The sequence below is a fragment of the Streptomyces sp. NPDC003697 genome (assembly GCF_053587115.1).
This window is the reverse complement of record NZ_JBSFNN010000070.1, coordinates 13,346-36,858: the sequence shown is the minus strand read 5'-3', so window position 1 is coordinate 36,858 and position 23,513 is coordinate 13,346. Positions and strand designations below refer to the sequence as shown.

General features: G+C 72.7%; 16 protein-coding genes. 13 read left to right on the top strand and 3 right to left on the bottom strand.

Annotated elements, in window-relative coordinates; all coding sequences use genetic code 11:
- Window positions 1–126 precede the first annotated feature (126 nt).
- Together ACWDNY_RS23855 and ACWDNY_RS23850 are read right to left on the bottom strand one after the other, a co-directional pair.
- On the bottom strand, window positions 127–1,299 hold the full coding sequence (locus ACWDNY_RS23855; protein ID WP_451647834.1) for a PQQ-dependent sugar dehydrogenase: 1,173 nt from the start codon (window positions 1,297–1,299) through the stop codon (window positions 127–129).
- A gap of 292 nt (window positions 1,300–1,591) precedes the next feature.
- Window positions 1,592–2,596 (bottom strand): aldo/keto reductase, encoded by a 1,005-nt coding sequence (locus ACWDNY_RS23850; protein WP_451647836.1) that lies wholly within the window; start codon window positions 2,594–2,596, stop codon window positions 1,592–1,594.
- Window positions 2,597–2,673: 77 nt separating this feature from the next.
- On the opposite strand from ACWDNY_RS23850, the gene ACWDNY_RS23845 reads away from it, so the two are divergent.
- The 6 genes from ACWDNY_RS23845 to serA all read left to right on the top strand — a co-directional run bounded on the left by ACWDNY_RS23845 (window position 2,674) and on the right by serA (window position 12,967).
- Window positions 2,674–3,624: a 2-hydroxyacid dehydrogenase gene (locus tag ACWDNY_RS23845; protein ID WP_451647833.1), complete on the top strand. Its 951-nt coding sequence runs from the start codon at window positions 2,674–2,676 to the stop codon at window positions 3,622–3,624.
- Window positions 3,625–4,006: 382 nt separating this feature from the next.
- The gene (locus tag ACWDNY_RS23840; RefSeq protein WP_451647832.1) at window positions 4,007–7,135 is read left to right on the top strand and encodes an EAL domain-containing protein; all 3,129 of its coding nucleotides are present in this window, start codon (window positions 4,007–4,009) and stop codon (window positions 7,133–7,135) included.
- A gap of 236 nt (window positions 7,136–7,371) precedes the next feature.
- Window positions 7,372–9,243 carry an acetolactate synthase large subunit gene (locus ACWDNY_RS23835; RefSeq protein ID WP_451647831.1) on the top strand — a complete coding sequence of 624 codons (1,872 nt, stop codon included), beginning with the start codon at window positions 7,372–7,374 and terminating at the stop codon, window positions 9,241–9,243.
- Window positions 9,244–9,264: 21 nt separating this feature from the next.
- Window positions 9,265–9,789 carry an acetolactate synthase small subunit gene (gene ilvN / locus ACWDNY_RS23830; RefSeq protein WP_451647830.1) on the top strand — a complete coding sequence of 175 codons (525 nt, stop codon included), beginning with the start codon at window positions 9,265–9,267 and terminating at the stop codon, window positions 9,787–9,789.
- Between the two features lie 117 nt (window positions 9,790–9,906).
- Window positions 9,907–10,905: a ketol-acid reductoisomerase gene (gene ilvC / locus ACWDNY_RS23825; protein ID WP_451647829.1), complete on the top strand. Its 999-nt coding sequence runs from the start codon at window positions 9,907–9,909 to the stop codon at window positions 10,903–10,905.
- A 472-nt stretch (window positions 10,906–11,377) separates the two neighbouring features.
- Window positions 11,378–12,967 carry a phosphoglycerate dehydrogenase gene (gene serA, locus ACWDNY_RS23820; protein WP_451647828.1) on the top strand — a complete coding sequence of 530 codons (1,590 nt, stop codon included), beginning with the start codon at window positions 11,378–11,380 and terminating at the stop codon, window positions 12,965–12,967.
- Between the two features lie 181 nt (window positions 12,968–13,148).
- Here serA and ACWDNY_RS23815 read toward each other — a convergent pair whose 3' ends face one another.
- Window positions 13,149–14,390 carry a PucR family transcriptional regulator gene (locus ACWDNY_RS23815; RefSeq protein WP_451647835.1) on the bottom strand — a complete coding sequence of 414 codons (1,242 nt, stop codon included), beginning with the start codon at window positions 14,388–14,390 and terminating at the stop codon, window positions 13,149–13,151.
- 162 nt (window positions 14,391–14,552) lie between these two features.
- Between ACWDNY_RS23815 and ACWDNY_RS23810 the strand changes: the two genes are divergently transcribed.
- The 7 genes from ACWDNY_RS23810 to ACWDNY_RS23780 all read left to right on the top strand — a co-directional run bounded on the left by ACWDNY_RS23810 (window position 14,553) and on the right by ACWDNY_RS23780 (window position 23,496).
- Window positions 14,553–15,479 carry a proline dehydrogenase family protein gene (locus ACWDNY_RS23810; RefSeq protein ID WP_451647827.1) on the top strand — a complete coding sequence of 309 codons (927 nt, stop codon included), beginning with the start codon at window positions 14,553–14,555 and terminating at the stop codon, window positions 15,477–15,479.
- Window positions 15,480–15,598: 119 nt separating this feature from the next.
- A complete protein-coding gene (gene pruA / locus ACWDNY_RS23805; protein WP_451647826.1) occupies window positions 15,599–17,230 on the top strand; it encodes an L-glutamate gamma-semialdehyde dehydrogenase in 1,632 nt (543 codons plus the stop codon).
- 747 nt (window positions 17,231–17,977) lie between these two features.
- Window positions 17,978–18,109 carry a hypothetical protein gene (locus ACWDNY_RS23800; protein WP_451647825.1) on the top strand — a complete coding sequence of 44 codons (132 nt, stop codon included), beginning with the start codon at window positions 17,978–17,980 and terminating at the stop codon, window positions 18,107–18,109.
- A 170-nt stretch (window positions 18,110–18,279) separates the two neighbouring features.
- Window positions 18,280–19,323 (top strand): 3-isopropylmalate dehydrogenase, encoded by a 1,044-nt coding sequence (locus ACWDNY_RS23795; RefSeq protein WP_451647824.1) that lies wholly within the window; start codon window positions 18,280–18,282, stop codon window positions 19,321–19,323.
- Between the two features lie 427 nt (window positions 19,324–19,750).
- Window positions 19,751–20,839, top strand: coding sequence for a branched-chain amino acid aminotransferase (locus ACWDNY_RS23790; RefSeq protein ID WP_451647823.1), 1,089 nt, complete (start codon window positions 19,751–19,753; stop codon window positions 20,837–20,839).
- Window positions 20,840–21,019: 180 nt separating this feature from the next.
- Entirely contained in the window at window positions 21,020–21,814 is a 795-nt protein-coding gene (ureA, locus tag ACWDNY_RS23785) for an urease subunit gamma (protein ID WP_451647822.1), read from the top strand.
- Entirely contained in the window at window positions 21,811–23,496 is a 1,686-nt protein-coding gene (locus ACWDNY_RS23780) for an urease subunit alpha (protein ID WP_451647821.1), read from the top strand. The genes ureA and ACWDNY_RS23780 overlap by 4 nt, the downstream gene beginning before the upstream one ends.
- The last annotated feature ends 17 nt before the right edge of the window (window positions 23,497–23,513 follow it).

The window sequence follows — 23,513 nt, the reverse complement described above, 5'->3', positions numbered from 1 at the left end:
GTACATCCAGTACGAGGGCGTCCGGCCGGCACGCCGAGAGCACGCACCGGACGCCGCTCCTTGACGGGCAAACGTTGCCTGCCGCGGCACTAGTCCGGCGTGACGGGCAGGACGGAGGCGCCGGCGCTACCTCACCCGCAGTTCCAGGATCCGGTCGTCGCCCTGCCGGGGGTCGCCCCGGCCGTCGGTGTTGCTGGTGACCAGCCAGAGCCGGTCGCCGCCCGCCGCGACGACCGTCCGCAGGCGGCCGTACCGCCCGGTCAGGAAGGCCTGCGGAGGAGCCGACGCCCGGGTGCCCCGCAACGGGACGCGCCACAGCCGCTGCCCCTTCAGCGCGGCCGTCCAGAGGGACCCCCCGGCGAACGCGATGCCGCTCGGCGAGGCCTCGTCCGTGTGCCACTGGGTGAGGGGGTCGCGGTACCGGGGGTTGCCGGACCGGCCTTCCGCGTTCGGCCAGCCGTAGTTGCCGCCCGGTTCGATCGCGTTCAGCTCGTCCCAGGTGTTCTGCCCGAACTCCGAGGCGAACAGGCGCTGCCTGCCGTCCCAGGCCAGTCCCTGCACGTTGCGGTGGCCGTAGGAGAGGACCGGGGAGCCGCGGAACGGGTTCCCCGGGGCCGGTTCGCCCTCCGGGGTCAGCCGCAGGATCTTGCCGCCCAGGGACCCGGTGTCCTGGCTCAGCCCCCGGTCGCCGCTCTCGCCGGTGCCCGCGTACAGCATCCCGTCGGGGCCGAAGGCGATCCGGCCGCCGTTGTGGATGACGCCCTTCGGGATGCCCCTGAAGACCGTGTCGGGAGCGTCGAGCTGCTCCCCGGGCGGCTTCTTCTCGTCGTACAGCATGCGGACGATGCGGTTGTCCGAGGCCGAGGTGAAGTAGGCGTAGACCATGTGGTCGGAGGCGTAGCCGGGGGAGAGGGCGATGCCGAGCAGGCCGCCCTCGCCCTCCGGTGACACGCCCGACACCTTGCCCAGCTCGGTCTTCGCGCCGGTCGTGCCGTCGACCCGGGTGATCGTCGCCTGGTCGCGGGAGGAGACGAGGAGGTCGCCCTCGGGCAGCGGGGCCAGCCCCCAGGGGGAGTTCAGACCCTCCGCCACCGTGCGCAGCACCGTCACCGAGCCCTTGGCGGGGGCCGTCTCCTCACCCGGCCGCTGCGCGGGCGGGCTCCCCGTGGCCGCACGGCTCGGTGCCGTGCGGCCACCGCCCGAGGGCGGCGCCCCTTCGCCGCCGGAGGAGCAGCCGGCCGTCAGCAGCAGCGCGGTCGCGGCCAGCACGGCCGCCACAGCTCGACGTCGCACGATCATGGTCCCTTCGCCGCGGCAGGTTCTTCCTGTCCTACCCCGCTCGCGCCTCCCAGGTGCCCGGACGCCGCGATCGGACGCCCGCGGCAGCGGATTTCCACTCCGGTGTCGGCCCGGATCAGGGCCGGCCGCGGCCGCCTCCCCGGTCAGGCGGTGCGCGGCGCACGGGAGCCCGGGCACCTCTTCCGGCAGCTCCGGCGCACAGCCGCAGACCCGTACGCGCCGGGCGCGCGCCGCTCCGAACCGGCGCGCGCCACGGCGGAACGCGCCACGAAGTGTCTCCCCCGTACCGGGCTCAGTCCCACGACCCCTGTGCCGCCGGCAGCCGCCCCAGCTCCGCCAGATCCTCCGGCGTCAGCGGCAGCCCCGCCGCGTCCGCGTTCTCCGCGACCCAGCGCTCCCGCTTGGCGCCCGGCACCGGGATCACGTGACGGCCGCGGGACAGCACCCACGCCAGCGCCACCTGCGCGGGGGTGACCCCTTCGCCGTGGCGGCGGGCCACCCGGCGCAGCCCGGCCACGATCGGCTGGTTGGCGGCCATCATCTCGGCCGTGAAACGGGGATGGCGGGCGCGGACGTCGTCCGGTTCGAAGCCCGCCCCCGGCAGCAGCGTCCCGGTCAGGAAGCCGTTGCCGAGCGGCATCGCCGCGAGGAAGCCGATCCCGCGCGCCTCGCACCACGGCAGGAGCGCCTCCAGCGCCTCCGGCGACCACACCGACAGCTCGGCCTGCACGGCGCTGACCGGGAAGACCTGCTGGACCCGCTCCAGCTGACGGATCGTCCCGTCGTGCAGCCCGCTGCGCGCCCCCGCCCGGCGCCCGCCGCGGGCCCCCACGGCGCACAGGCCCAGGGCCCGTACCTTCCCGGCCCGCACCAGGTCCGCCATCGCGCCCCAGGTCTCCTCGACCGGCACCTCGGGATCGGCGCGGTGCAGCTGGTAGAGGTCGATCACGTCCGTCTGCAGCCGGCGCAGGGACGCGTCGCAGGCCCGTCGCACATAGCCGGGACGGCCGTTGGCCACGAGGTGCTGCTCGCCGGCCAGCAGGCCCACCTTCGTCGACACGAACGCGTCGTGCCGCCGCTGCCTCAACACCCGCCCCAGCAGCAGCTCGTTGGTGAACGGGCCGTACATGTCGGCCGTGTCCAGGAGCGTCGAGCCGAGATCCAGCGCCCGGTGCACGGCCCTGAGCGACTCGTCGCCACGCTGCCGCGACGCGCTGTACGCCCAGCTCATCGGCATGCACCCGAGTCCCACGGCCCCCACCGCGAGTGCCGCCGCGCCGATCGTCCTGCGCTCCACCTCGCCGTAACCCTCCCTGTCCTGGGCCACCCAACCTAACCCTTGCCTCCGCGGCCCCCTGACATAGCCTCCTGACCATGACTGATGACGTGTGGCTGCCCATTCCGCCGGACGAGATCGAGGGGCTCCCGGACGGTCCCGCCTACCGCTTCTGGGACGGCGCCGAGGACTTCCCCGCCGACCCGGCCGACTGCGCCTTCTACGTCGTGCCCTACATGAGGCCGAGCGGCATCGGGACGCGTCCGCTGCCCCGCATGACCTCGGTACGGGTGGTGCAGACCCTGTCGGCCGGTATCGACCACGTGGAGCCGGGACTGCGGCACCTGCCCTCGGGCGTGCGGCTGTGCAACGCCCGTGGGGTGCACGAGGCGAGCACGGCCGAGCTCACCCTCGCGCTGATCCTGGCCTCGCTGCGCGGCATCCCCGACTTCGTGCGCGCCCAGGACCGGGGCGAGTGGCGCGGCGGGTTCCGCCCGGCGCTCGCCGACCGGAACGTCCTCATCGTGGGCTACGGATCGATCGGTGCCGCGATCGAGGACCGGCTCGCGGCGTTCGAGGTCGCGCGGGTGGCGCGCGTGGCGCGCTCCGCACGCACCACGGCGCGCGGCCCGGTGCATCCGCTCACCGATCTGTCCTCCCTGCTTCCGGACGCCGACGTCGTCGTCCTGTCAACGCCCTTGACGGAGGCCACACGCGGCCTGGTGAACGCGGACTTCCTCGCCCGGATGAAGGACGGCGCGCTCCTCGTCAACGTGGCGCGCGGCCCCGTCGTCGACACCAAGGCGCTGCTCACCGAGCTGGAGAGCGGCCGTCTCACCGCGGCCCTCGACGTCACCGACCCGGAACCGCTCCCGCCCGGGCACCAGTTGTGGCACGCGCCGGGCGTGCTGATCAGCCCGCACGTCGGCGGGCCCACGTCCGCGTTCCTGCCGCGTGCCAAGCGCTTGCTCGTCAACCAGCTGCACTGCTTCGTGAACCGGGAGCCGCTCACGAACGTGATCCTGACGACGGGGACGACAAGCATCTGATCCGCTTCGCGTACCGTGCGCAGTCCTGCGGACGCGGTCCGTGCCCGCATATGCGCTGGTCGTCACGGAGCGTAGAGGAACTATGTCCCTGAGTGACGAGACTGGTGTATCGTCCCCGACAGGGGCTGCGCCGCGCACCGTTCGGCGCGAGGGATGGACATTGCGGACTGTGAGGGGGGCGACGGGCGATGCACGGCCTATGGACGAACGATCCGACGCGGCGGAGCCGTCGAAGGCGGCCCCGGTACACGGCGCGCAGACGCGGCCGTCCCGGCGTTCGGCAGAGCACTCGGCAGCACCGCGGGCACGGCGTGCGCAGAAGGCACGCACATTCGGCGCACCGGAGCCCGCGGGGCCCGGCGGCGCGGAGCGGGAGGGACCGGTGAGCCCGCCCCCACCCACCGCGACCGCCCGTCGCGGAGTGCCGCGTGCCCAACCCTCGCCGGGGTCGCCGCCGCCCCGCCCACAGGTCTCGGGCGGCGGGCCGGGGATGGTGCCCCAGCTCGTGCTGGCCCTGGTGTGCGGGGGATACGCCGTCGGTTCCGCGCTCGGCTGGGGCTCCAGCAGGCTCGCGCTCGTCATGGGTGACTTCGGGCTGAGCGTCGCGGCCGGCGCCGCCGCCGTCTCCTGCGCCCTGTACGCGCGCAGCAGCCGTGTCCGCTACCGGCTGGCGTGGATGCTGTTCGCCCTGTCCTCGGCGATGGCCTGCCTGGGCAACGGGGTCTGGGGGTGGTACGAGGTGGTCCTGAACGAGCCCGTGCCCAGCCCCAGCTACGCCGACCTGTTCTTCCTGTGCTTCGCACCGCCCGCCATCGTGGGCCTGCTCGTTCTGGCCAAACGGCCGGTGACGAGGGCCGGCTGGGTCTGCCTGGTGCTGGACGCCTGGTTGATCGGCGGCTCGCTGCTCACGCTGTCCTGGAGCCTCGCCCTCGCGCAGGCGGCCCGGTTCGACGGGCCGAGCGTCGCGCACACCGCGCTGTCGCTGGCGTACCCCCTGCTGGACATCGCGCTGGTCAGCATGGTGATCGCGCTGCAGGTCAGGCCGTCGGCGGGCAACCGCTGCGCGGTGAACACCGCCATCGGCGGGCTGGCCCTGACGGTCGTGTCCGATGCCCTGTTCACCTCGCCGCTGCTGCACAGCAGCTACCACTCCGGCCAGCTGCTGGACGCGGGCTGGTTCGCCGGCTCGCTGCTCATCGCCTACGCCCCCTGGGCCGGGACGCCGGCCGTGCGGCGCGACGAGGACGGCCACGAGCGGGCGCCGCAGGACCCGGTACCGGGAGAGCTGCTGCCGGGCCCCCGGGGGGCGGTCCGCCCCGGAGGGCACCCGCAGACGCACTGGACACCGCCGCGCCCACCGCAGCCGCTCCGGCAGGACCCGCCTCCGCCGCCGCCCGCGCCGCACCCGCCCCGCGGACGTCCGCCGGAGCCACCGGGCCAGGACCGGCACCTCGCCCCGCGCCCACCGGAGCCCGACCGGGGGCGGTATCCGGCCACGCGCCCGATCTCCGGTTCGCTGGCCGCCCTCACGCCGTACCTGGCCGCGGCCGTCTGCACCCTGGGCGTGCTGTACAACGTGCTCAACGGCCACAGCGTCGACCGGGTGGTCCTGATCACCGCCGGTGCCGTCGTGCTCGCCCTCGTCGTGCGCCAGGGCATCGTGCTGCTCGACAACATCGTCCTCGCCCAGGAACTGGCCCAGCAGGAGAACCACTTCCGCTCCCTGGTCCAGGGCTCCAGCGACGTCATCATGATCGCCGCCCCCAGCGGCGTCCTGCGGTACGTCTCCCCGGCCGCCGCCGGGGTGTACGGCCGGCCGGCGGAGGAGCTGGTGGGCACGGAGCTGGCCGCGCTCATTCACCCGGAGGACCTCGGCCGCGTGGTGCACGAGGTGCGGCGGTTCCTCGCCGCCAGCCCGCTCCAGGAGCCCACCACGCGCATCGAGTGCCGCTTCCGGTCCGGCGACGGCGGCTGGCTGAACGTCGAGTCGACCATCAACCGCCACCACGGCGGCCTCATCCTCAACAGCCGGGACGTGACCGAACGGGTGCGCCTGCAGGCGCAGCTCCAGCACAACGCCGAGCACGACCCGCTCACCGACCTGCCCAACCGCGCCCTGTTCACCAGGCGCGTGCAGCAGGCGCTGGCCGGCCGCCGGACCTCCGACCGCGGCACGGCCGTGCTCTTCATCGACCTCGACGGCTTCAAGGCCGTCAACGACACCATCGGCCACCAGGCCGGGGACGAACTGCTCGTCCAGGCCGCCCGCAGACTCCAGGACGCCGTCCGCCAGGGCGACACCGCCGCCAGGCTGGGCGGCGACGAGTTCGCCGCCCTCATCGTGGGGGACGGCAGCCGCGACCGGGCGGCCCGGGAGGGGGACATCCTGGAGCTCGCCGAGCGGCTGAGGACCACCCTCTCCGCGCCCTACCTGATCGACGGCAACGATGTCCGCGTCGCCGCATCCATCGGCGTCGCCTTCGCCGAGCCGGGACTCGGGGCGGGCGAACTGCTGCGCAACGCCGATCTCGCCATGTACCGGGCCAAGGCGGCCGGCAAGGACCGCGTCGAGCTGTACAAGCCGCAGATGCAGCAGGACGTCGTCCGCAAGGCGGAGCTGGCCACCCGGCTCAGGGCCGCCCTGCGCGACGGCGAGTTCACGCTGCTGCACCAGCCGGTGGTCTGCCTGGCCACCGGCCGGATCGCGTCGGTCGCCGCCCAGGCGCGTTGGCGCTCCTCGCAGGGGGTGCTCTTCACACCCGCGGAGTTCCTGCGGGTGGCCGAGGACAGCGACAAGACCGCCGAACTGGGCCGCTGGGTGCTCCAGGAGGCCCTCGAGCGGGCCGCCGAGCGCGCCCGGAGCGGCGTGTCCGTGCCCTTGGTGATCCGGATGGGCGCCCGCCGGCTGCTGGACCGCTCGCTGCCCCCCGGCGCGGTCGAGACGCTGCTGACCCGGCACGGACTGCCGGCCGGCTCTCTGGTCGTGGAGCTGTCCGACACCGACCCGCGGGTCGGCCTCGACGAGCTGGAACGGCGCCTGGGCGCGCTCAGGCGGCTGGGCGTGCGCGTCGCGCTGGACGGCCTGGGCAGTGGGCACGCGGCCTTCACCGCGCTGCGGCGCCTACCCGTCGACGTGCTGAAGCTCGACCGGAGCCTGGTCGAGGGCGTCGTCGAGTCGGCCCGCCTGCACAAGATCACCAGGGGGCTGCTGCGCATCGCCGCCGACCTCGGGCTGCAGTCCGTGGCCGAGGGCGTGGACCTGCCGGAGCAGGTGGTCGCCCTGCGTGCGATGGGCTGCACCCACGGGCAGGGCATGGCGTTCTCCGGACCGCTCGACGAGTTCCGGCTGCGCCGGGCGCTCACGTCCGGGCGCTACCCCGTGCCGCACGGACCCGCCGAACCGGCGTTCGCCGGTGGCGGCGCGGGCGTGTACACCGCCGGAGTGACGGTCGTACTCCAAGGCGGGACGGCTTTGCGCTCACATAATGAGACGCCCGTCCCACCCACTTGACACCGGGTGCGCGCCGGGGGAGGGTCAGTGGCATGCGCACCCGAATTCTCGTACTTGGACAGCGCGTCGGCTGACCTGGGACACACCGGACGACGATCCGGAACGCCCAGCGACCTCACCGACGCGCTCCCCTCGCTTGCCTTGCGGCACGAGGGGTTTTTTGTTGCACCAGCACCCGCCGCACCGCAGTCGCACACCGCACGACCCTCGCAAAAACCCTCAGCATCGAGAAGAGAATGCCGATGACCGAGCAGGCCACCGGGGCCCATCACCCGCAGCCGCGGCCCCGATCCGGAGGACACCAGCCCGCGCCCGAGCACGTCACGGGTGCGCAGTCCCTCATCCGCTCTCTCGAGGAGGTCGGCGCCGACACGGTATTCGGCATTCCCGGCGGTGCGATCCTTCCCGCCTACGACCCGCTGATGGACTCCACCAGGGTGCGCCACGTCCTGGTCCGGCACGAGCAGGGCGCCGGTCACGCGGCCACCGGCTACGCCCAGGCCACCGGCAAGGTCGGCGTCTGCATGGCGACGTCCGGACCCGGTGCGACCAACCTGGTCACGCCCATCGCCGACGCCCACATGGACTCCGTCGCGCTGGTGGCGATCACCGGCCAGGTCGCCTCCAAGGCGATCGGCACGGACGCCTTCCAGGAGGCGGACATCGTCGGCATCACCATGCCGATCACCAAGCACAACTTCCTCGTCACCCGGGCCGAGGACATCCCGCGGGTCATCGCGGAGGCGTTCCACATCGCCTCCACCGGCCGTCCCGGCCCGGTCCTGGTCGACATCGCCAAGGACGCACTCCAGGCGAAGACCACCTTCTCCTGGCCGCCCGTGATGGACCTGCCCGGCTACCGGCCCGTCACCAAGCCGCACGCCAAGCAGATCCGCGAGGCGGCCAAGCTCATCGCCGCCGCGAAGCGGCCCGTCCTCTACGTCGGCGGCGGCGTCCTCAAGGCGCAGGCGACCGCCGAGCTGAAGGTCCTCGCCGAACTCACCGGAGCGCCCGTCACCACCACCCTGATGGCGCTCGGCGCATTCCCCGACAGCCACCCGCTGCACGTGGGAATGCCGGGCATGCACGGTGCGGTCACCGCCGTCACCGCGCTGCAGAAGGCCGACCTGATCGTCGCCCTCGGAGCCCGCTTCGACGACCGCGTCACCGGCAGGCTGGACAGCTTCGCCCCGCACGCCAAGATCGTGCACGCCGACATCGACCCGGCCGAGATCGGCAAGAACCGCGCCGCCGACGTGCCCATCGTCGGCGACGCCCGCGAGGTCATCGCCGACCTGGTCCAGGCCGTCCAGAGGGAGCACAGCGAGGGCCATGTGGGCGATGCCGCCGCGTCCCGCTACGCGGCCTGGTGGAAGGACCTCAACCGCTGGCGCGAGACCTACCCGCTCGGGTACGACCAGCCCGCGGACGGCTCGCTCTCCCCGCAGCAGGTCATCGAGCGGATCGGGCGGCTCGCCCCCGAGGGCACGATCTTCGCGGCGGGCGTCGGCCAGCACCAGATGTGGTCCGCGCACTTCATCGAGTACGACGCGCCCGCCACCTGGCTGAACTCCGGCGGCGCGGGCACCATGGGCTACGCGGTCCCGGCCGCGATGGGCGCGAAGGCCGGACGGCCGGACCGGACGGTCTGGGCGATCGACGGCGACGGCTGCTTCCAGATGACCAACCAGGAGCTCACCACCTGCGCCCTGAACAACATCCCGATCAAGGTCGCCGTCATCAACAACGGTGCCCTGGGGATGGTCCGGCAGTGGCAGACCCTCTTCTACAACCAGCGGTACTCCAACACCGTGCTCCACTCCGGGCCGGGCACAGCGCCCACGGGCCCGGGTGCCGGCACCCGCGTCCCCGACTTCGTGAAGCTGGCGGAGGCCATGGGCTGCTACGCGATCCGGTGCGAGTCCCCGGCGGACCTGGACAAGGTCATCGAAGAGGCGAACTCCGTCAACGACCGCCCCGTGGTGGTCGACTTCATCGTCCACGAGGACGCGATGGTGTGGCCGATGGTCGCCGCCGGGACCTCCAACGACGAGATCATGGCCGCGCGGGACGTCCGCCCCGACTTCGGCGACAACGAAGACGACTGAGCGAGGGAAGAGCAACCACCCATGTCCAAGCACACGCTCTCCGTCCTGGTGGAGAACACGCCGGGCATCCTCGCCCGGATCGCCGCCCTGTTCTCCCGCCGGGGCTTCAACATCGACTCGCTCGCCGTGGGCGTCACCGAGCACGAGGACATCTCGCGCATCACCATCGTGGTGACCGTCGAGGACCTGCCCCTGGAGCAGGTGACCAAGCAGCTCAACAAGCTCGTCAACGTGCTCAAGATCGTCGAGCTGGAGGCGGGCCAGGCCGTCCAGCGGGCGCTCGTCCTGGTGAAGGTCCGCGCCGACAACGAGACGCGCTCCCAGATCGTCGAGATCGTCCAGCTGTTCCGCGCCAAGACCGTCGACGTAGCCCCGGACGCCGTCACCATCGAGGCCACCGGCTCCACCGACAAGCTGTCGGCCATGCTCAAGATGCTCGAGCCGTTCGGCATCAAGGAGCTCGTCCAGTCCGGCACGATCGCGATCGGCCGCGGCGGGCGCTCCATCACGGACCGCTCGCTGCGCGCCCTCGAGCGGTCGGCGTAACGACCCGTTCGGGCGGCCGGGGGAACCGGCCGCCCGCATGGCGAGATCTGGAAACGTCCTGACCCCCCACCGTCATACGGTGGGACGCACCACCCGCATCCAAGGAGAGAACCCAAAGTGGCCGAGCTGTTCTACGACGCTGACGCCGACCTGTCCATCATCCAGGGCCGCAAGGTCGCGGTCATCGGCTACGGCAGCCAGGGCCACGCCCACGCCCTGTCGCTGCGCGACTCGGGCGTCGACGTGCGAGTCGGTCTGCACGAGGGCTCCCGGTCCAAGGCCAGGGCCGAGGAGCAGGGCCTGCGCGTGGTGACGCCGTCCGAGGCCGCCGCCGAGGCCGACGTCATCATGATCCTGGTGCCGGACCCGCTCCAGGCCCAGGTCTACGAGGAGTCCATCGCCGCGAACCTGAAGGACGGCGACGCGCTCTTCTTCGGCCACGGCTTCAACATCCGCTTCGACTTCATCAAGCCCCCGGCCGGCGTCGACGTGTGCATGGTCGCCCCGAAGGGCCCGGGCCACCTGGTGCGCCGTCAGTACGAGGAGGGCCGCGGCGTTCCGTGCATCGCCGCCGTCGAGCAGGACGCCACCGGCAACGCCTTCGCGCTCGCCCTGTCCTACGCCAAGGCCATCGGCGGCACCCGCGCCGGCGTCATCAAGACCACCTTCACCGAGGAGACCGAGACCGACCTGTTCGGTGAGCAGGCCGTCCTCTGCGGCGGTACGGCCGCGCTGGTCAAGGCCGGCTTCGAGACGCTGACCGAGGCGGGCTACCAGCCGGAGATCGCCTACTTCGAGTGCCTGCACGAGCTGAAGCTGATCGTCGACCTCATGTACGAGGGCGGCCTGGAGAAGATGCGCTGGTCCATCTCCGAGACCGCCGAGTGGGGCGACTACGTCACCGGCCCGCGCATCATCACCGACGCCACCAAGGCCGAGATGAAGAAGGTCCTCGCCGAGATCCAGGACGGCTCCTTCGCCAAGAACTGGATGGACGAGTACCACGGCGGCCTGAAGAAGTACAACGAGTACAAGCAGCAGGACTCCGAGCACCTGCTGGAGACCACCGGCAAGGAGCTGCGCAAGCTCATGAGCTGGGTGAACGAGGAGGCGTAGGCCTCATGCCGGGGGGCCGGGGCGGCACCGCCCCGGCCCCCTTCGGCGAACCGGCGGTAACGTCGGCGTTCACAGCGGACGCTCGGCGTTGTCCACCCTGTCCAGCCACGGACGGGTGATCCTTCCGCGACGGCGCATTGCGGCGGGGACGGCGCCACTAGACTGCTGCACTAACAAACGCGTCAGGCCCACAGCGTCGTGCGTCTTCCACGCGGCCAAGCGACACCGAGGAAGTGCGGGCACTCCACCGCGCCGCCCGGCACGCACTCTCGCCGCACCGGCCCCAGGCACCGGTAGCTCCGCTACGGATGCCTCGGTCCGGTCGTCCGAGAGCACGCACCGGACGACACGGGAACGCACCCGCAGGTCCCCGGCGCCGCGCCCTCCTCCGCCTGCGGCCGTCGGGACGGCCGTCCGCAGCGCCCCATGGCCATGGAGGCATGGAGGTGCCCCCTGACTTGTGAGGACTCACGTGAGCTCGAAACCTGTCGTACTCATCGCTGAAGAGCTGTCGCCCGCGACCGTCGACGCGCTCGGCCCGGACTTCGAGATCCGGCACTGCAACGGCGCGGACCGAGCCGAACTGCTCCCCGCCCTCGCCGACGTCGACGCGATCCTCATCCGCTCGGCCACCAAGGTCGACGCCGAGGCCGTCGCCGCCGCGAGCAGGCTCAAGGTCGTCGCCCGGGCCGGCGTCGGCCTGGACAACGTGGACGTCTCCGCCGCCACCAAGGCCGGCGTGATGGTCGTCAACGCGCCGACGTCGAACATCGTGACCGCCGCCGAGCTGGCCTGCGGTCTGATCCTGGCCACCGCCCGCAACATCCCGCAGGCCAACGCCGCGCTGAAGAACGGCGAGTGGAAGCGCAGCAAGTACACCGGCGTCGAGCTGGCGGAGAAGACCCTCGGCGTGGTGGGCCTCGGCCGCATCGGCGCCCTGGTCGCCCAGCGCATGTCCGCCTTCGGCATGAAGGTCGTCGCCTACGACCCCTACGTGCAGCCGGCGCGCGCCGCCCAGATGGGCGTCAAGGTCCTGACGCTGGACGAGCTGCTGGAGGTCTCCGACTTCATCACCGTCCACCTGCCCAAGACGCCCGAGACCCTCGGCCTGATCGGCGAGGAGGCGCTGCGCAAGGTCAAGCCGAGCGTCCGCATCGTCAACGCCGCCCGCGGCGGCATCGTCGACGAGGAGGCGCTGTACTCGGCGCTGAAGGAGGGCCGCGTCGCCGGGGCCGGCCTGGACGTGTACACCAAGGAGCCGTGCACGGACTCGCCGCTGTTCGAGTTCGACCAGGTCGTGTGCACCCCGCACCTGGGCGCCTCCACGGACGAGGCGCAGGAGAAGGCGGGCATCGCGGTGGCCAGGTCGGTCCGCCTGGCCCTCGCCGGCGAGCTGGTCCCGGACGCGGTGAACGTCCAGGGCGGCGTCATCGCCGAGGACGTCAAGCCGGGTCTGCCGCTCGCCGAGCGGCTCGGCCGCATCTTCACCGCGCTGGCGGGCGAGGTCGCGGTCCGCCTCGACGTCGAGGTGTACGGCGAGATCACCCAGCACGACGTGAAGGTGCTGGAACTCTCGGCGCTCAAGGGCGTCTTCGAGGACGTCGTCGACGAGACGGTGTCGTACGTCAACGCGCCGCTGTTCGCCCAGGAGCGGGGCGTGGAGGTGCGTCTGACGACCAGCTCGGAGTCGGCGGACCACCGCAACGTCGTCACCGTGCGCGGCACGCTCGCCGACGGCGAGGAGGTGTCGGTCTCCGGCACGCTCGCCGGCCCGAAGCACGTGCAGAAGATCGTCGCGGTCGGCGACTACGACGTCGACCTGGCGCTCGCCGACCACATGCTCGTCCTGCGCTACGAGGACCGCCCGGGTGTCGTCGGCACGGTCGGCCGCATCCTCGGCGAGGGCGGCCTCAACATCGCCGGCATGCAGGTCGCGCGGTCGGCGGCCGGTGGCGAGGCGCTGGCGGTCCTGACGGTCGACGACACCGTGTCGCCCGGCGTGCTGGCCGAGGTCGCCGAAGAGATCGGCGCCACGGCGGCCCGTTCGGTCAACCTGGTCTGAGCCCGACCCCGGGGCACACCCCTGACCGGCCCGGCCGGCCCGTCCCGCGCGAGCCGGACGGGCCCCCGCCGCCGGACCCGGTCGTGACGGCGCCGGACGGCCCGGAGTCGATCCGGCCCGTCCGGCGCCGTCGTGCGCGGCGGGGGTTTCCGGTACGGCCCGGCGCCGGGCGCCGCCGGGCCTACAGCCGTGCGGCCTTCAGCGCCATGTGCAGCAGCAGGCGATCCTCGCCGTCGTCCAGGTCCAGGCCGGTCAGCTGCTCCACGCGGGACAGGCGGTAGTACAGGGTCTGGCGGTGGATGCCCAGGCCGGCGGCGGTGCGGCCGGCCTGGCCCGCGCAGTCGAGGTACACCTCGGCGGTCCGGGCGAGTTCCTGGTGCGCGGGGGAGAGCAGGACACGGACGGCGGGGTCCACGGCGGTCTCCGGCGGCAGCCCGGTGAGCATACGGAACGGCCCGATCGACGCCCAGTCGGCGACAGGGCCGAGCCGGGGTTCGGCCAAGGCGGCCCGGGCCGCGGCCGACGCCTCCGTCCACGCCGCGCCCAGCTCGGCGAGCCCCCGGCGGGCCGCCGCGATCCCGGCGGCCGGGCCGGCCCGCCCGGAGGCGCCCGCGCCCGCCGCCGCACCGGCTCCGGGCGGTGTCGGCGTGCCGGCCCGTTCCAGCAACCGGTGCGCCGCCGACACGGCCGGCGCCGGGTTGTCCGTCGAGCGCAGCCGCACCAGCAGCACCAGGCACTGGGCCGACGTGCCCCAGGGCACGGTGCACAGCGCCGTCGCCCCCGGCAGGGTGCGCACCGACGGGGCGTCCTCGGGATCGGCCGACGGCCAGGGGGCCACGCAGACCACCGTGTGCGGGCCGTCCGCACGGGCGCCCAGGGCCGTGCGGAGCTCCGCCACCGCGGCGTCCCGCGGCCAGCCGCGCTCGGCGGTCAGCACCGCCCGCAGCTCCCGGGTCAGGTCGGCGCCGTGCTGCGCCTCGTCCGCGAGCAGTGCGCCGATCCGGGCGGTCACCCGCATGGCGGCCGCCAGTTGCTGCTCCGAGGGCCCGGGATCGTCGTCGAGGAGCCAGACGTAGCCGAGGACGACCCCCCGGTGGCGCACGGGCAGGCAGATCCGGCCCCGGTACACGCCCGCCTCCGGGGTCGGCGGGATCCGGACGGGGTCCGCGGCCCGCGTGATGCCGAATCCCTCGAACCACCTGCGCACCGCGGCCGTGGAGCGGCGGGTCAGGATCGAGCGGGTGCGCACCGGGTCCAGGGCCGACGGGTCGAGGTCGCCCTCACTGTCGTAGGCGCCGAAGGCGATCAGCTCGAAGTTCCGGTTCTCCAGGGTCGCCGGCGCGCCGAGCAGCTCCGAGATCTCGTCGACCAGTTCCTGGTAGTCACCCCTGTGTTCCGACGTCACCCGGGCATTCTCCCGCATCACGGCGGGGCCTTCATACACCTGTCTGAGATCCAGGACGCGGATGCGTGACAGCTGTCGATGGCCGACGATCGGATGGGTCCCTAACTTTCACGGTGGTTCTCCGTGCCGTTCCCGGACGTCGGGTTGCGGCCTTGTTGTTCCTTGTTGTGGAGGTGCCCCGTGCTGGGTCCCGTGATTCTCGCCGCGTCGCGCAGCGACCGGATGCGACGCCTGATCTCGGCGGCCCCGGTGACCAAGCAGGTCGTCGACCGCTTCATCCCCGGCGAGACCGTGGACGACGTCGTCCCGATCATCGAGGACATGACCGGCCGGGGCCTGGAGCTGACCATGGACGTGGTCGGTGAGGACATCACCACCCCCGAGCAGGCCGCCGCCGCCCGGGACGCGTACCTGGACCTGGTCGACCGCCTCAAGCCGCTGGAACTCGGCCCGCGGGTCGAGATGTCCGTCAAGCTGTCGATGTTCGGCCAGGCGCTGGCCGGCGGCCACGAGCTGGCCCTGACGAACGTCCGCCCGGTCGTCGAGGCCGCCGCCGGGATCGGCACCACGGTCACCCTGGACGCGGAGGACCACACGACCCTCGACTCGATGTTCGCCATCCACGAGGAGCTGCGGAAGGACTTCCCGCAGACCGGCTGCGTCATCCAGGCCTACCTCTTCCGCACCGAGGCCGACGCCCGCCGCCTGGCCGCGAGCGGCAGCCGGGTGCGCCTGGTCAAGGGCGCCTACAAGGAGCCCGCCGAGGTTGCCCACCAGAACGGGCACGAGATCGACAAGGCCTACGTCCGCATCCTGCGGACGCTGATGGGGGGCGACGGCTACCCGATGATCGGGTCCCACGACCCGCGTCTGATCTCCGTCGCCCAGGAGCTCGCCCGGAGCGCCGGGCGCAAGCTCGACGAGTACGAGTTCCAGATGCTCTACGGCATCCGCGGCGACGAGCACCTGCGGCTGGCCGCCGAGGGCCACCGCATGCGCGTCTACACCGCCTACGGCACCGACTGGTACGGCTACTTCATGCGCCGGCTCGCGGAGAAGCCGGCCAACCTTCGCTTCTTCGTCCGTTCGATGGTCAGCAAGGGGTGATGTCGCCGGGTGCTCGCCCCAGCGAGACCGTGATGGTCAAGCCCTGACCGACGCACACCGCACGCAACCGCTCCGGCTCCGCCCCGCTGGAGCAGGAATCACTCGGAAGAGGTAACCCCATGGACGCTGTGACCCAGGTCCCCACCCCCGTCAACGAGCCGGTGCACGACTACGCTCCCGGCTCGCCCGAGCGCACCCGCCTGGAGGCCAAGCTCAAGGAGCTGGCCGACAACCCGGTCGACCTGCCCTGCACCATCGGCGGTGCGAAGCGCCTGGGCGGCGGGGAGTCGTTCCAGGTCGTCCAGCCGCACAACCACAAGGCCGTCCTCGGCACCTACCGCAACGCCACCCAGGCGGACGCCCAGGACGCCATCGACGCGGCGCTCGCCGCCGCGCCCGCCTGGCGCGCGATGTCCTTCGACGACCGGGCGGCGATCATCCTGCGCGCCGCCGAGCTGCTTGCCGGCCCGTGGCGCGAGACGATCGCGGCCGCCACCATGCTCGGCCAGTCCAAGACGGCCCAGCAGGCCGAGGTCGACAGCCCCTGCGAGCTCGTCGACTTCTGGCGCTTCAACGTCCACTACGCCCGCCAGATCCTGGCCGAGCAGCCCCCGGCCAACTCCCGGGGCGTGTGGAACCGTCTCGACCACCGCCCGCTGGAGGGCTTCGTCTACGCGATCACGCCGTTCAACTTCTCGGCGATCGCGGCCAACCTGCCGACCGCGCCCGCGCTGATGGGCAACGTCGTGATCTGGAAGCCGTCACCCACCCAGACGCGCGCCGCCGTGCTGCTCATGGAGCTGCTGGAGGAGGCCGGTCTGCCCAAGGGCGTCATCAACCTGCTGACCGGCGACGGCATCGAGGTCTCCGAGGTCGCCCTGGCCCACCGCGACCTCGCGGGCATCCACTTCACCGGTTCGACCAAGACCTTCCAGTACCTGTGGAAGACGGTCGGCAGCAACATCGAGAAGTACCGCTCCTACCCGCGCCTGGTCGGCGAGACCGGCGGCAAGGACTTCCTCGTCGCCCACCCGTCGGCGGACCGCGCGGTGCTGAAGACCGCGCTGACCCGCGGCGCGTTCGAGTACCAGGGCCAGAAGTGCTCGGCCACCTCCCGTGCGTACGTCCCGGCCTCGATCTGGAACTCCGGTTTCAAGGAGGAGTTCGCCGCCGAGGTCGACCACCTGACCATGGGTGACGTCACCGACCTGTCGAACTTCCTCGGCGCGGTCATCGACGAGCGCTCGTTCGCCAGGAACAAGGCGGCGATCGACCGGGCCAAGGAGGACCCGTCCTGCACGATCGTCGCGGGCGGCACCTGTGACGACTCGGTCGGCTACTTCGTCCGCCCGACCGTCATCGAGTGCACCGACCCGGAGAACGAGGTCTTCCGCACGGAGTACTTCGGCCCGATCCTCGCCGTGCACGTCTACGAGGACGACGCCTACGACGAGATGCTGACCCAGATGGAGTCGGTCTCGGACTACGCGCTGACCGGTTCCGTCATCGCCAACGACCGCGCCGCGGCCGCCCACACGATGGAGAAGCTGCGCTACGCGGCCGGCAACTTCTACATCAACGACAAGTCGACCGGCGCCGTCGTCGGCCAGCAGCCCTTCGGCGGCGGCCGTGCCTCCGGCACCAACGACAAGGCCGGCGCCCCGCAGAACCTGATGCGCTGGACCCTGACCCGCGCCATCAAGGAGGCGCTGGTCCCGCCGACCGACTACACCTACCCGCACATGGGCTGACCCCCCGCGGACCCCACGGCACCGCCCCCGCCCCCGCCCCGATCCCCGGGCCGGGGGCGGTGCCGTGGGGTCCGGCCGCACCGGCGCCGAGGCGAGCCCGGCTGCCGTGTGCCGGGCTCTGGTGGGGCGGGGCCGGGCCGCCGACACCGGGCCGATGACCGCCCGCCCCGCTCGCTCCCCGCAGCCCGGGCACCGCGCCCCTGCGCACCGCCCACACCGCCGACCTCACCCCCGCCGAACTCCTCGCCGTGCGCTCCCTGCTGCAGGACGCTCCACGTACGTGTGGCCGGCGTCCGCCGCCGGGGCGGGACCCGGTGCCGGGCTGCTCTTCGACTGGCGCGACGGCGACGTCCTCTGACGCCGCGTCACGCCGGCCACTCCGGCGTGCGGCCCGGCGTGTGCCGCCCCTCCACCCGGGTGGGCTGCCTCCGCCGTCGCCGGTCCGTACGGCCCCCCATTCCGTGTGACGAACCCGCAGGTCACCGCCGTGTGACCCGCTCCGCTGTCTCAGATAGTAGGAAGTCCGAGTAATAGTGGAGACACGCCTGCTTCCCTCCCTTACTTTTGTAGGAGCCGAACGTCTCGCTCGATCCAGCGAATGGCGGTCGTGAGCCGGGCCCCGTGCAGTCACCCCTGCGGCACCGCTCCGAGGCACTTTCCGGGGGAACCTCCCGCGCCGTTCCGGCAGCGGGGGAGTCTCGCACCCCTCTTCCGCACTCCCTGCTCGTTCGAAGGAGTCGATGTCCCATGCCCGAGACGACCGTCCGCCGCCGAGTCCGCCACCTCTCCGGTACGAGCGAGTCCGACCGCAAGAACGCCGCCGCCGCCCTCCAGCGGGCCCTCGACCGCCGCGACAACGGCGGCTCGACCGGCCACTGAGCCGGCGCGGCCCATCCGCGGAGCCGGGAGCCGCACCCGCCGGGTGCGGCGCGGCCGCCACCGGTCGTGCCGCGCCCCGGCCCCGGCGCGCGTCCCGGTGACGTCCCCTCCGGTGGTCCACATCGCGGACATGGCGTGTCATTCCATGGGACGGGGAGTAGGGTGCCGACATGTCTCGCAGCATCGATCTCGCAGTGATCCCCGGTGACGGCATCGGCCAGGAAGTGGTGGCCGAAGGGCTCAAGGTGCTCTCCGCCGCCCTTCCGCAGGATGTGAAGCTGGAGACCAGGGAGTACGACTTCGGCGCCCGGCGCTACCACGCCACCGGTGAGACCCTCACCGACGCCGACCTCGAACAGCTGAAGCGGCACGACGCGATCCTGCTCGGTGCGATCGGCGACCCGTCGGTCCCGTCCGGCGTCCTGGAGCGCGGCTTCCTGCTCAAGCTCCGCTTCGCCTTCGACCATCACGTCAACCTGCGTCCGTCGAAGCTGCTCCCCGGCGTCGCGACCCCGCTCGCCGGTGACCCGCAGATCGACTTCGTGGTCGTCCGTGAGGGCACCGAGGGTCCGTACACCGGCAACGGCGGCACCATCCGCAAGGGCACGGAGCACGAGGTCGCCACCGAGGTCTCCGTCAACACCGCCTTCGGTGTCGAGCGCGTGGTCCGGGACGCCTTCGCCCGCGCCCAGGCGCGCCCGCGCAAGAAGCTCACGCTGGTCCACAAGAACAACGTGCTGACCTTCGCCGGGCACCTGTGGACCGACGTCTTCAACAAGGTGGCCGCGGAGTACCCCGACGTCACCACCGAGTACGTCCACGTCGACGCGGCGACGATCTACCTCGTCACCCAGCCCGAGCGCTTCGACGTCATCGTCACCGACAACCTCTTCGGCGACATCATCACCGACCTCGCCGCGGCCGTGTCCGGCGGCATCGGCGTCGCGGCCTCCGGCAACATCAACCCGAGCCGCGAGTTCCCGTCCATGTTCGAGCCGGTCCACGGCTCGGCCCCGGACATCGCCGGCCAGGGCAAGGCCGACCCCACCGCCACGGTGCTGTCCGTCGCCCTGTTGCTGCGCCACCTCGGCTACGACACCGAGGCGACCCGCATCGAGGACGCGGTCTCCGCCGACCTGGCGGAGCGCACCGCCGAGGCCGCCCGCAGCACCGCCGAGATCGGCGACGCCCTGGCCGTACGAGTGGCCGGCTGACCTCTCCCCGGCCCCCCGGCGGTTCCCGGCCACCCCTTCGGTCAACCCCTCGGCCCTGCCGGAACAGGCAGGGCTCCCACGCTCCGGGCCCGCCGGGACGCGCTGCGGTGCGGCGGGCCCGCCGGAAGCCGCCGGGTGGCATCCGCACCCGGCGGCTTTCCCTGTGCGGCCCCGGGTGCCACCATCACCCGTGGGCCGCATTCACCCCGTTTTCTTCCGGCCTCGACGCCGCGCGATAATCGAAGGCGGAGCCGCGGTACGAGGGAATGCTCGGACGTCCTAGCACCGGCCACCGGTCGTGCGGGCGTGGTCGCGGCCCGTCACGGAAGCCGGTGCTGCATTTCGCCGGGGCGCGCCCCGGAGAACCGGCCGAGAAGACCGTCGCCGCCCGCCCCGCCCCGAGTCAGGAAGTGAAGGACCTCCTCTGATGACGACGCCCACGATCGAGCTCAAGCCTTCGGCCCACCCGCTCTCCGACGCGGAGCGCGAGGCGATCCTGGCCCGCCCCGGCTTCGGCCGCCACTTCACCGACCACATGGTGACGATCAGGTGGACGGAGGGCCGGGGCTGGCACGACGGCCAGCTCGTTCCGTACGCGCCGATCCCGCTGGACCCCGCCACGCACGTCCTGCACTACGCGCAGGAGATCTTCGAGGGCCTGAAGGCCTACCGGCAGCCCGACGGCTCGGTCGCCACCTTCCGCCCCGAGAAGAACGCCCGGCGCTTCCAGGCCTCCGCCCGCCGCCTGGCCATGCCCGAGCTGCCCGTCGAGACGTTCGTCGAGGCCTGCGACCTGCTGGTCCAGCAGGACAAGGCGTGGGTGCCGGCGCACGGCGGCGAGGAGTCCCTCTACCTGCGCCCCTTCATGATCGCCACCGAGGTCGGCCTCGGAGTCAAGCCCGCCAACGAATACCTCTTCCTGGTCATCGCCTCCCCGGCGGGCGCCTACTTCCCGGGCGGCGTGAAGCCGGTCTCCATCTGGGCGTCCGAGGACCGCGTCCGCGCCGTTCCGGGCGGCATGGGCGACGCGAAGACGGGCGGCAACTACGCGGCCTCCCTGCTCGCCCAGGCCGAGGCCGCCGCGCAGGGCTGCGACCAGGTCTGCTACCTCGACGCCGTGGAGCACAGGTGGGTCGAGGAGCTGGGCGGCATGAACCTGTACTTCGTCTACGGCGACAGGATCGTCACCCCGACGCTGACGGGCTCCATCCTGGAGGGCGTCACGCGTGACTCACTGCTGACGGTCGCCCGCGACCTCGGCTACCGGGCCGAGGAGGGCCGCGTCTCCATCGATCAGTGGCAGCGCGACGCCGAGAACGGCACCCTCACCGAGGTCTTCGCCTGCGGCACGGCCGCCGTCATCACCCCGGTCGGCACCGTCAAGCGCGCGACCGCCGAGTGGCAGCAGTCGGGCGGCGAGCCGGGCGAGGTCACGCTCAGGCTGCGCCAGGCCCTCCTGGACCTCCAGCGGGGCATCTCGGAGGACAAGCACGGCTGGATGCACCGGCTCGGCTGACCCGGGCCGAAAGGGCCGGCCCCGTCCGCCCACGCACAGGCGGACGGGGCCGGCCCTTTTTGTGCGCTCGTTTTGGAGCAGCGCTCTATCCTTCTGTGCATTGCACGTCGGACTCTCTTCCGCAGCAGGGCCGCCACGTTTAGAGTGACGCTCTAAAACGTAGGCAAGGAGGTGCGTGGCGTGCGACTGACACCCACCGAGCGCGACCGGCTGCTGCTGTTCTCGGCCGCCGAACTGGCCCGGGCCCGCAGGGCCCGCGGCCTCAGGCTCAACGTGCCGGAGGCCACCGCTCTGATCGCCGACACGGTCTGTGAGGCGGCCCGCGACGGCGCCCGGCTCGCCGGGGCCGTCGAGCGGGCCCGCGCCGTGCTCGGCCCGGACGACGTCCTGCCGGGCGTGGCGGACGTCGTCACCGAGGTCCAGGTGGAGGCCGTCTTCGACGACGGCTCGCGGCTCGCGGTGGTCACCGACCCCATCGGCGGGGGCGGCCTCGGCGAGGAGGGGCCGGGTGCCCTGCTGCCGGGCCCGGGACACGCCGAGCCCGGCGCGGTGGCCCGGCTGACGGTCACCAACACCGCGACCGTGCCGGTCTCCGTCACCTCCCACTTCCACTTCTTCGAGGCCAACCCGCGCCTGGACTTCCCGCGTGAGCGGGCCTACGGGATGCGGCTCGCCGTGCCCGCCGGGTCGTCCGTCCGCTTCGGCCCGGGCGAGAGCGTCGAGGTGGGCCTGGTGCCCGTCGGCGGCGACCGCGTCGCCATCGGGTTCGCCGGACTCGTCGACGGCCCGCTGGACGCCCCCGGTGCCCGGCAGGAGGCCCTGCGCCGGGCCGCCGCCTGCGGCTACCTGGGCGCCACGGCCGAGCCGGCCGCGGACGACCCCCATGGAGCCGCGCACAACCCCGGCGACCCCCCGACGGCAGCCGGGGGACCGGAGGACACCGAGGGAGCCCAGCGCGCGGGAGGCGCACGATGAACCCGTACGAGTACGCCGCCACCCACGGCCCGCGCGCCGGCGACCGCATCCGCCTCGGGGACTCCGGCCTGGTGGTCCGCGTCGAGTCCGACGCGCAGCGGTACGGCGACGAGTTCCTGGCCGGCTTCGGCAAGACCGCCCGCGACGGGCTGCACCTGAAGGCGGCCGCCGTCCGCGACACCTGTGACGTCGTGATCAGCAACGTCGTCGTGATCGACGCGGTCCTGGGCATCCGGAAGGTGTCGATCGGTATCCGAGAGGGACGCATCCACGCCATCGGGCGCGCGGGAAACCCCGACACCCTCGACGGCGTCGACGTCGTGGTCGGCACCGGCACCTCGATCGTCTCAGGCGAGGGGCTGATCGCCACCGCGGGCGCCGTCGACACCCATGTCCACCTGCTGTCGCCGCGCATCATGGAGGCCTCGCTCGCCTCCGGCGTCACCACGGTCATCGGCCAGGAGTTCGGACCCGTGTGGGGCGTCGGCGTGAACTCGCCCTGGGCGCTCGGGCGCGCGTTCGCCGCCTTCGACGCCTGGCCGGTCAACGTCGGGTTCCTGGGCCGGGGCTCGTCGTCCGACCCGGCACCGCTGGTGGAGGCACTGGCCGAGGGCGGCGCGTCCGGTTTCAAGGTGCACGAGGACATGGGCGCGCACACCCGTGCCCTGGACACCGCCCTCCGGGTCGCCGAGGAGCACGACGTCCAGGTGGCCCTGCACAGCGACGGGCTGAACGAGTGCCTGTCCGTCGAGGACACCCTGCGGGTGCTGGAGGGCCGGACGATCCACGCCTTCCACATCGAGGGCTGCGGCGGCGGCCACGTGCCGAACGTGCTGAAGATGGCCGGGGTCCCGAACGTCATCGGCTCCTCGACCAACCCCACCCTGCCCTTCGGCCGGGACGCGGTGGCGGAGCACTACGGCATGATCGTCTCGGTCCACGGCCTGAAGACCGACCTGCCGGGCGACGCCGCCCTGGCCCGCGACCGGATCCGCGCCGGGACCATGGGCGCGGAGGACGTGCTGCACGACCTGGGCGCCATCGGCATCACCTCCTCCGACGCGCAGGGCATGGGCCGGGCGGGCGAGACCGTGCGCCGCACGTTCGCGATGGCCGGGAAGATGAAGGCCGAGCGGGGACCGCTCGACGGCGCCGTCGACACCGGCGACGACAACGCCCGCGTGCTGCGCTACATCGCCAAGCTGACCGTCAACCCGGCCATCGCGCACGGGCTCGCCCACGAGGTCGGCTCGATCGAAGTCGGCAAGCTGGCCGACATCGTGCTGTGGCGGCCGGAGTACTTCGGTGCCAAGCCGCAGCTGGTGCTGAAGGCGGGGTTCCCCGCCTACGGCGTCGTCGGCGATCCCAACGCGGCCACGGACACCTGCGAACCCCTCGTGCTGGGGCCGCAGTTCGGCGCGCACGGCGCGACCCCGGCCGAGCTGTCCGTGGCGTTCGTCGCGCAGGCGGCCCTGGACCAGGGCAACGACCGGATGCCCACCCGGCGGCGCCGGGTCGCCGTGCGCGGCACCCGCGGCATCGGCCCCGTCGACCTGCGCCGGAACTCCCGCACCGGAACCGTCGACGTGGACGAGCGCACCGGCCTGGTCACCCTCGACGGCGACCCGGTCCGCTCCGGGCCCGCCGACTCGGTCGCCCTCAACCGCCTGTACTTCCTCTGAGGCCCACCCGCCGGCCA

Excerpts from the sequence above, each read along its gene's own strand:
- ACWDNY_RS23855 (WP_451647834.1), bottom strand. The coding sequence starts at position 1,299 with ATGATCGTGCGACGTCGAGCTGTGGCGGCCGTGCTGGCCGCGACCGCG.
- ACWDNY_RS23845 (WP_451647833.1), top strand. The coding sequence starts at position 2,674 with ATGACTGATGACGTGTGGCTGCCCATTCCGCCGGACGAGATCGAGGGG.
- ACWDNY_RS23835 (WP_451647831.1), top strand. The coding sequence starts at position 7,372 with ATGCCGATGACCGAGCAGGCCACCGGGGCCCATCACCCGCAGCCGCGG.
- ilvN (WP_451647830.1), top strand. The coding sequence starts at position 9,265 with ATGTCCAAGCACACGCTCTCCGTCCTGGTGGAGAACACGCCGGGCATC.
- ACWDNY_RS23815 (WP_451647835.1), bottom strand. The coding sequence starts at position 14,390 with ATGCGGGAGAATGCCCGGGTGACGTCGGAACACAGGGGTGACTACCAG.
- pruA (WP_451647826.1), top strand. The coding sequence starts at position 15,599 with ATGGACGCTGTGACCCAGGTCCCCACCCCCGTCAACGAGCCGGTGCAC.
- ACWDNY_RS23800 (WP_451647825.1), top strand. The coding sequence starts at position 17,978 with ATGCCCGAGACGACCGTCCGCCGCCGAGTCCGCCACCTCTCCGGTACG.
- ACWDNY_RS23795 (WP_451647824.1), top strand. The coding sequence starts at position 18,280 with ATGTCTCGCAGCATCGATCTCGCAGTGATCCCCGGTGACGGCATCGGC.
- ACWDNY_RS23790 (WP_451647823.1), top strand. The coding sequence starts at position 19,751 with ATGACGACGCCCACGATCGAGCTCAAGCCTTCGGCCCACCCGCTCTCC.
- ACWDNY_RS23780 (WP_451647821.1), top strand. The coding sequence starts at position 21,811 with ATGAACCCGTACGAGTACGCCGCCACCCACGGCCCGCGCGCCGGCGAC.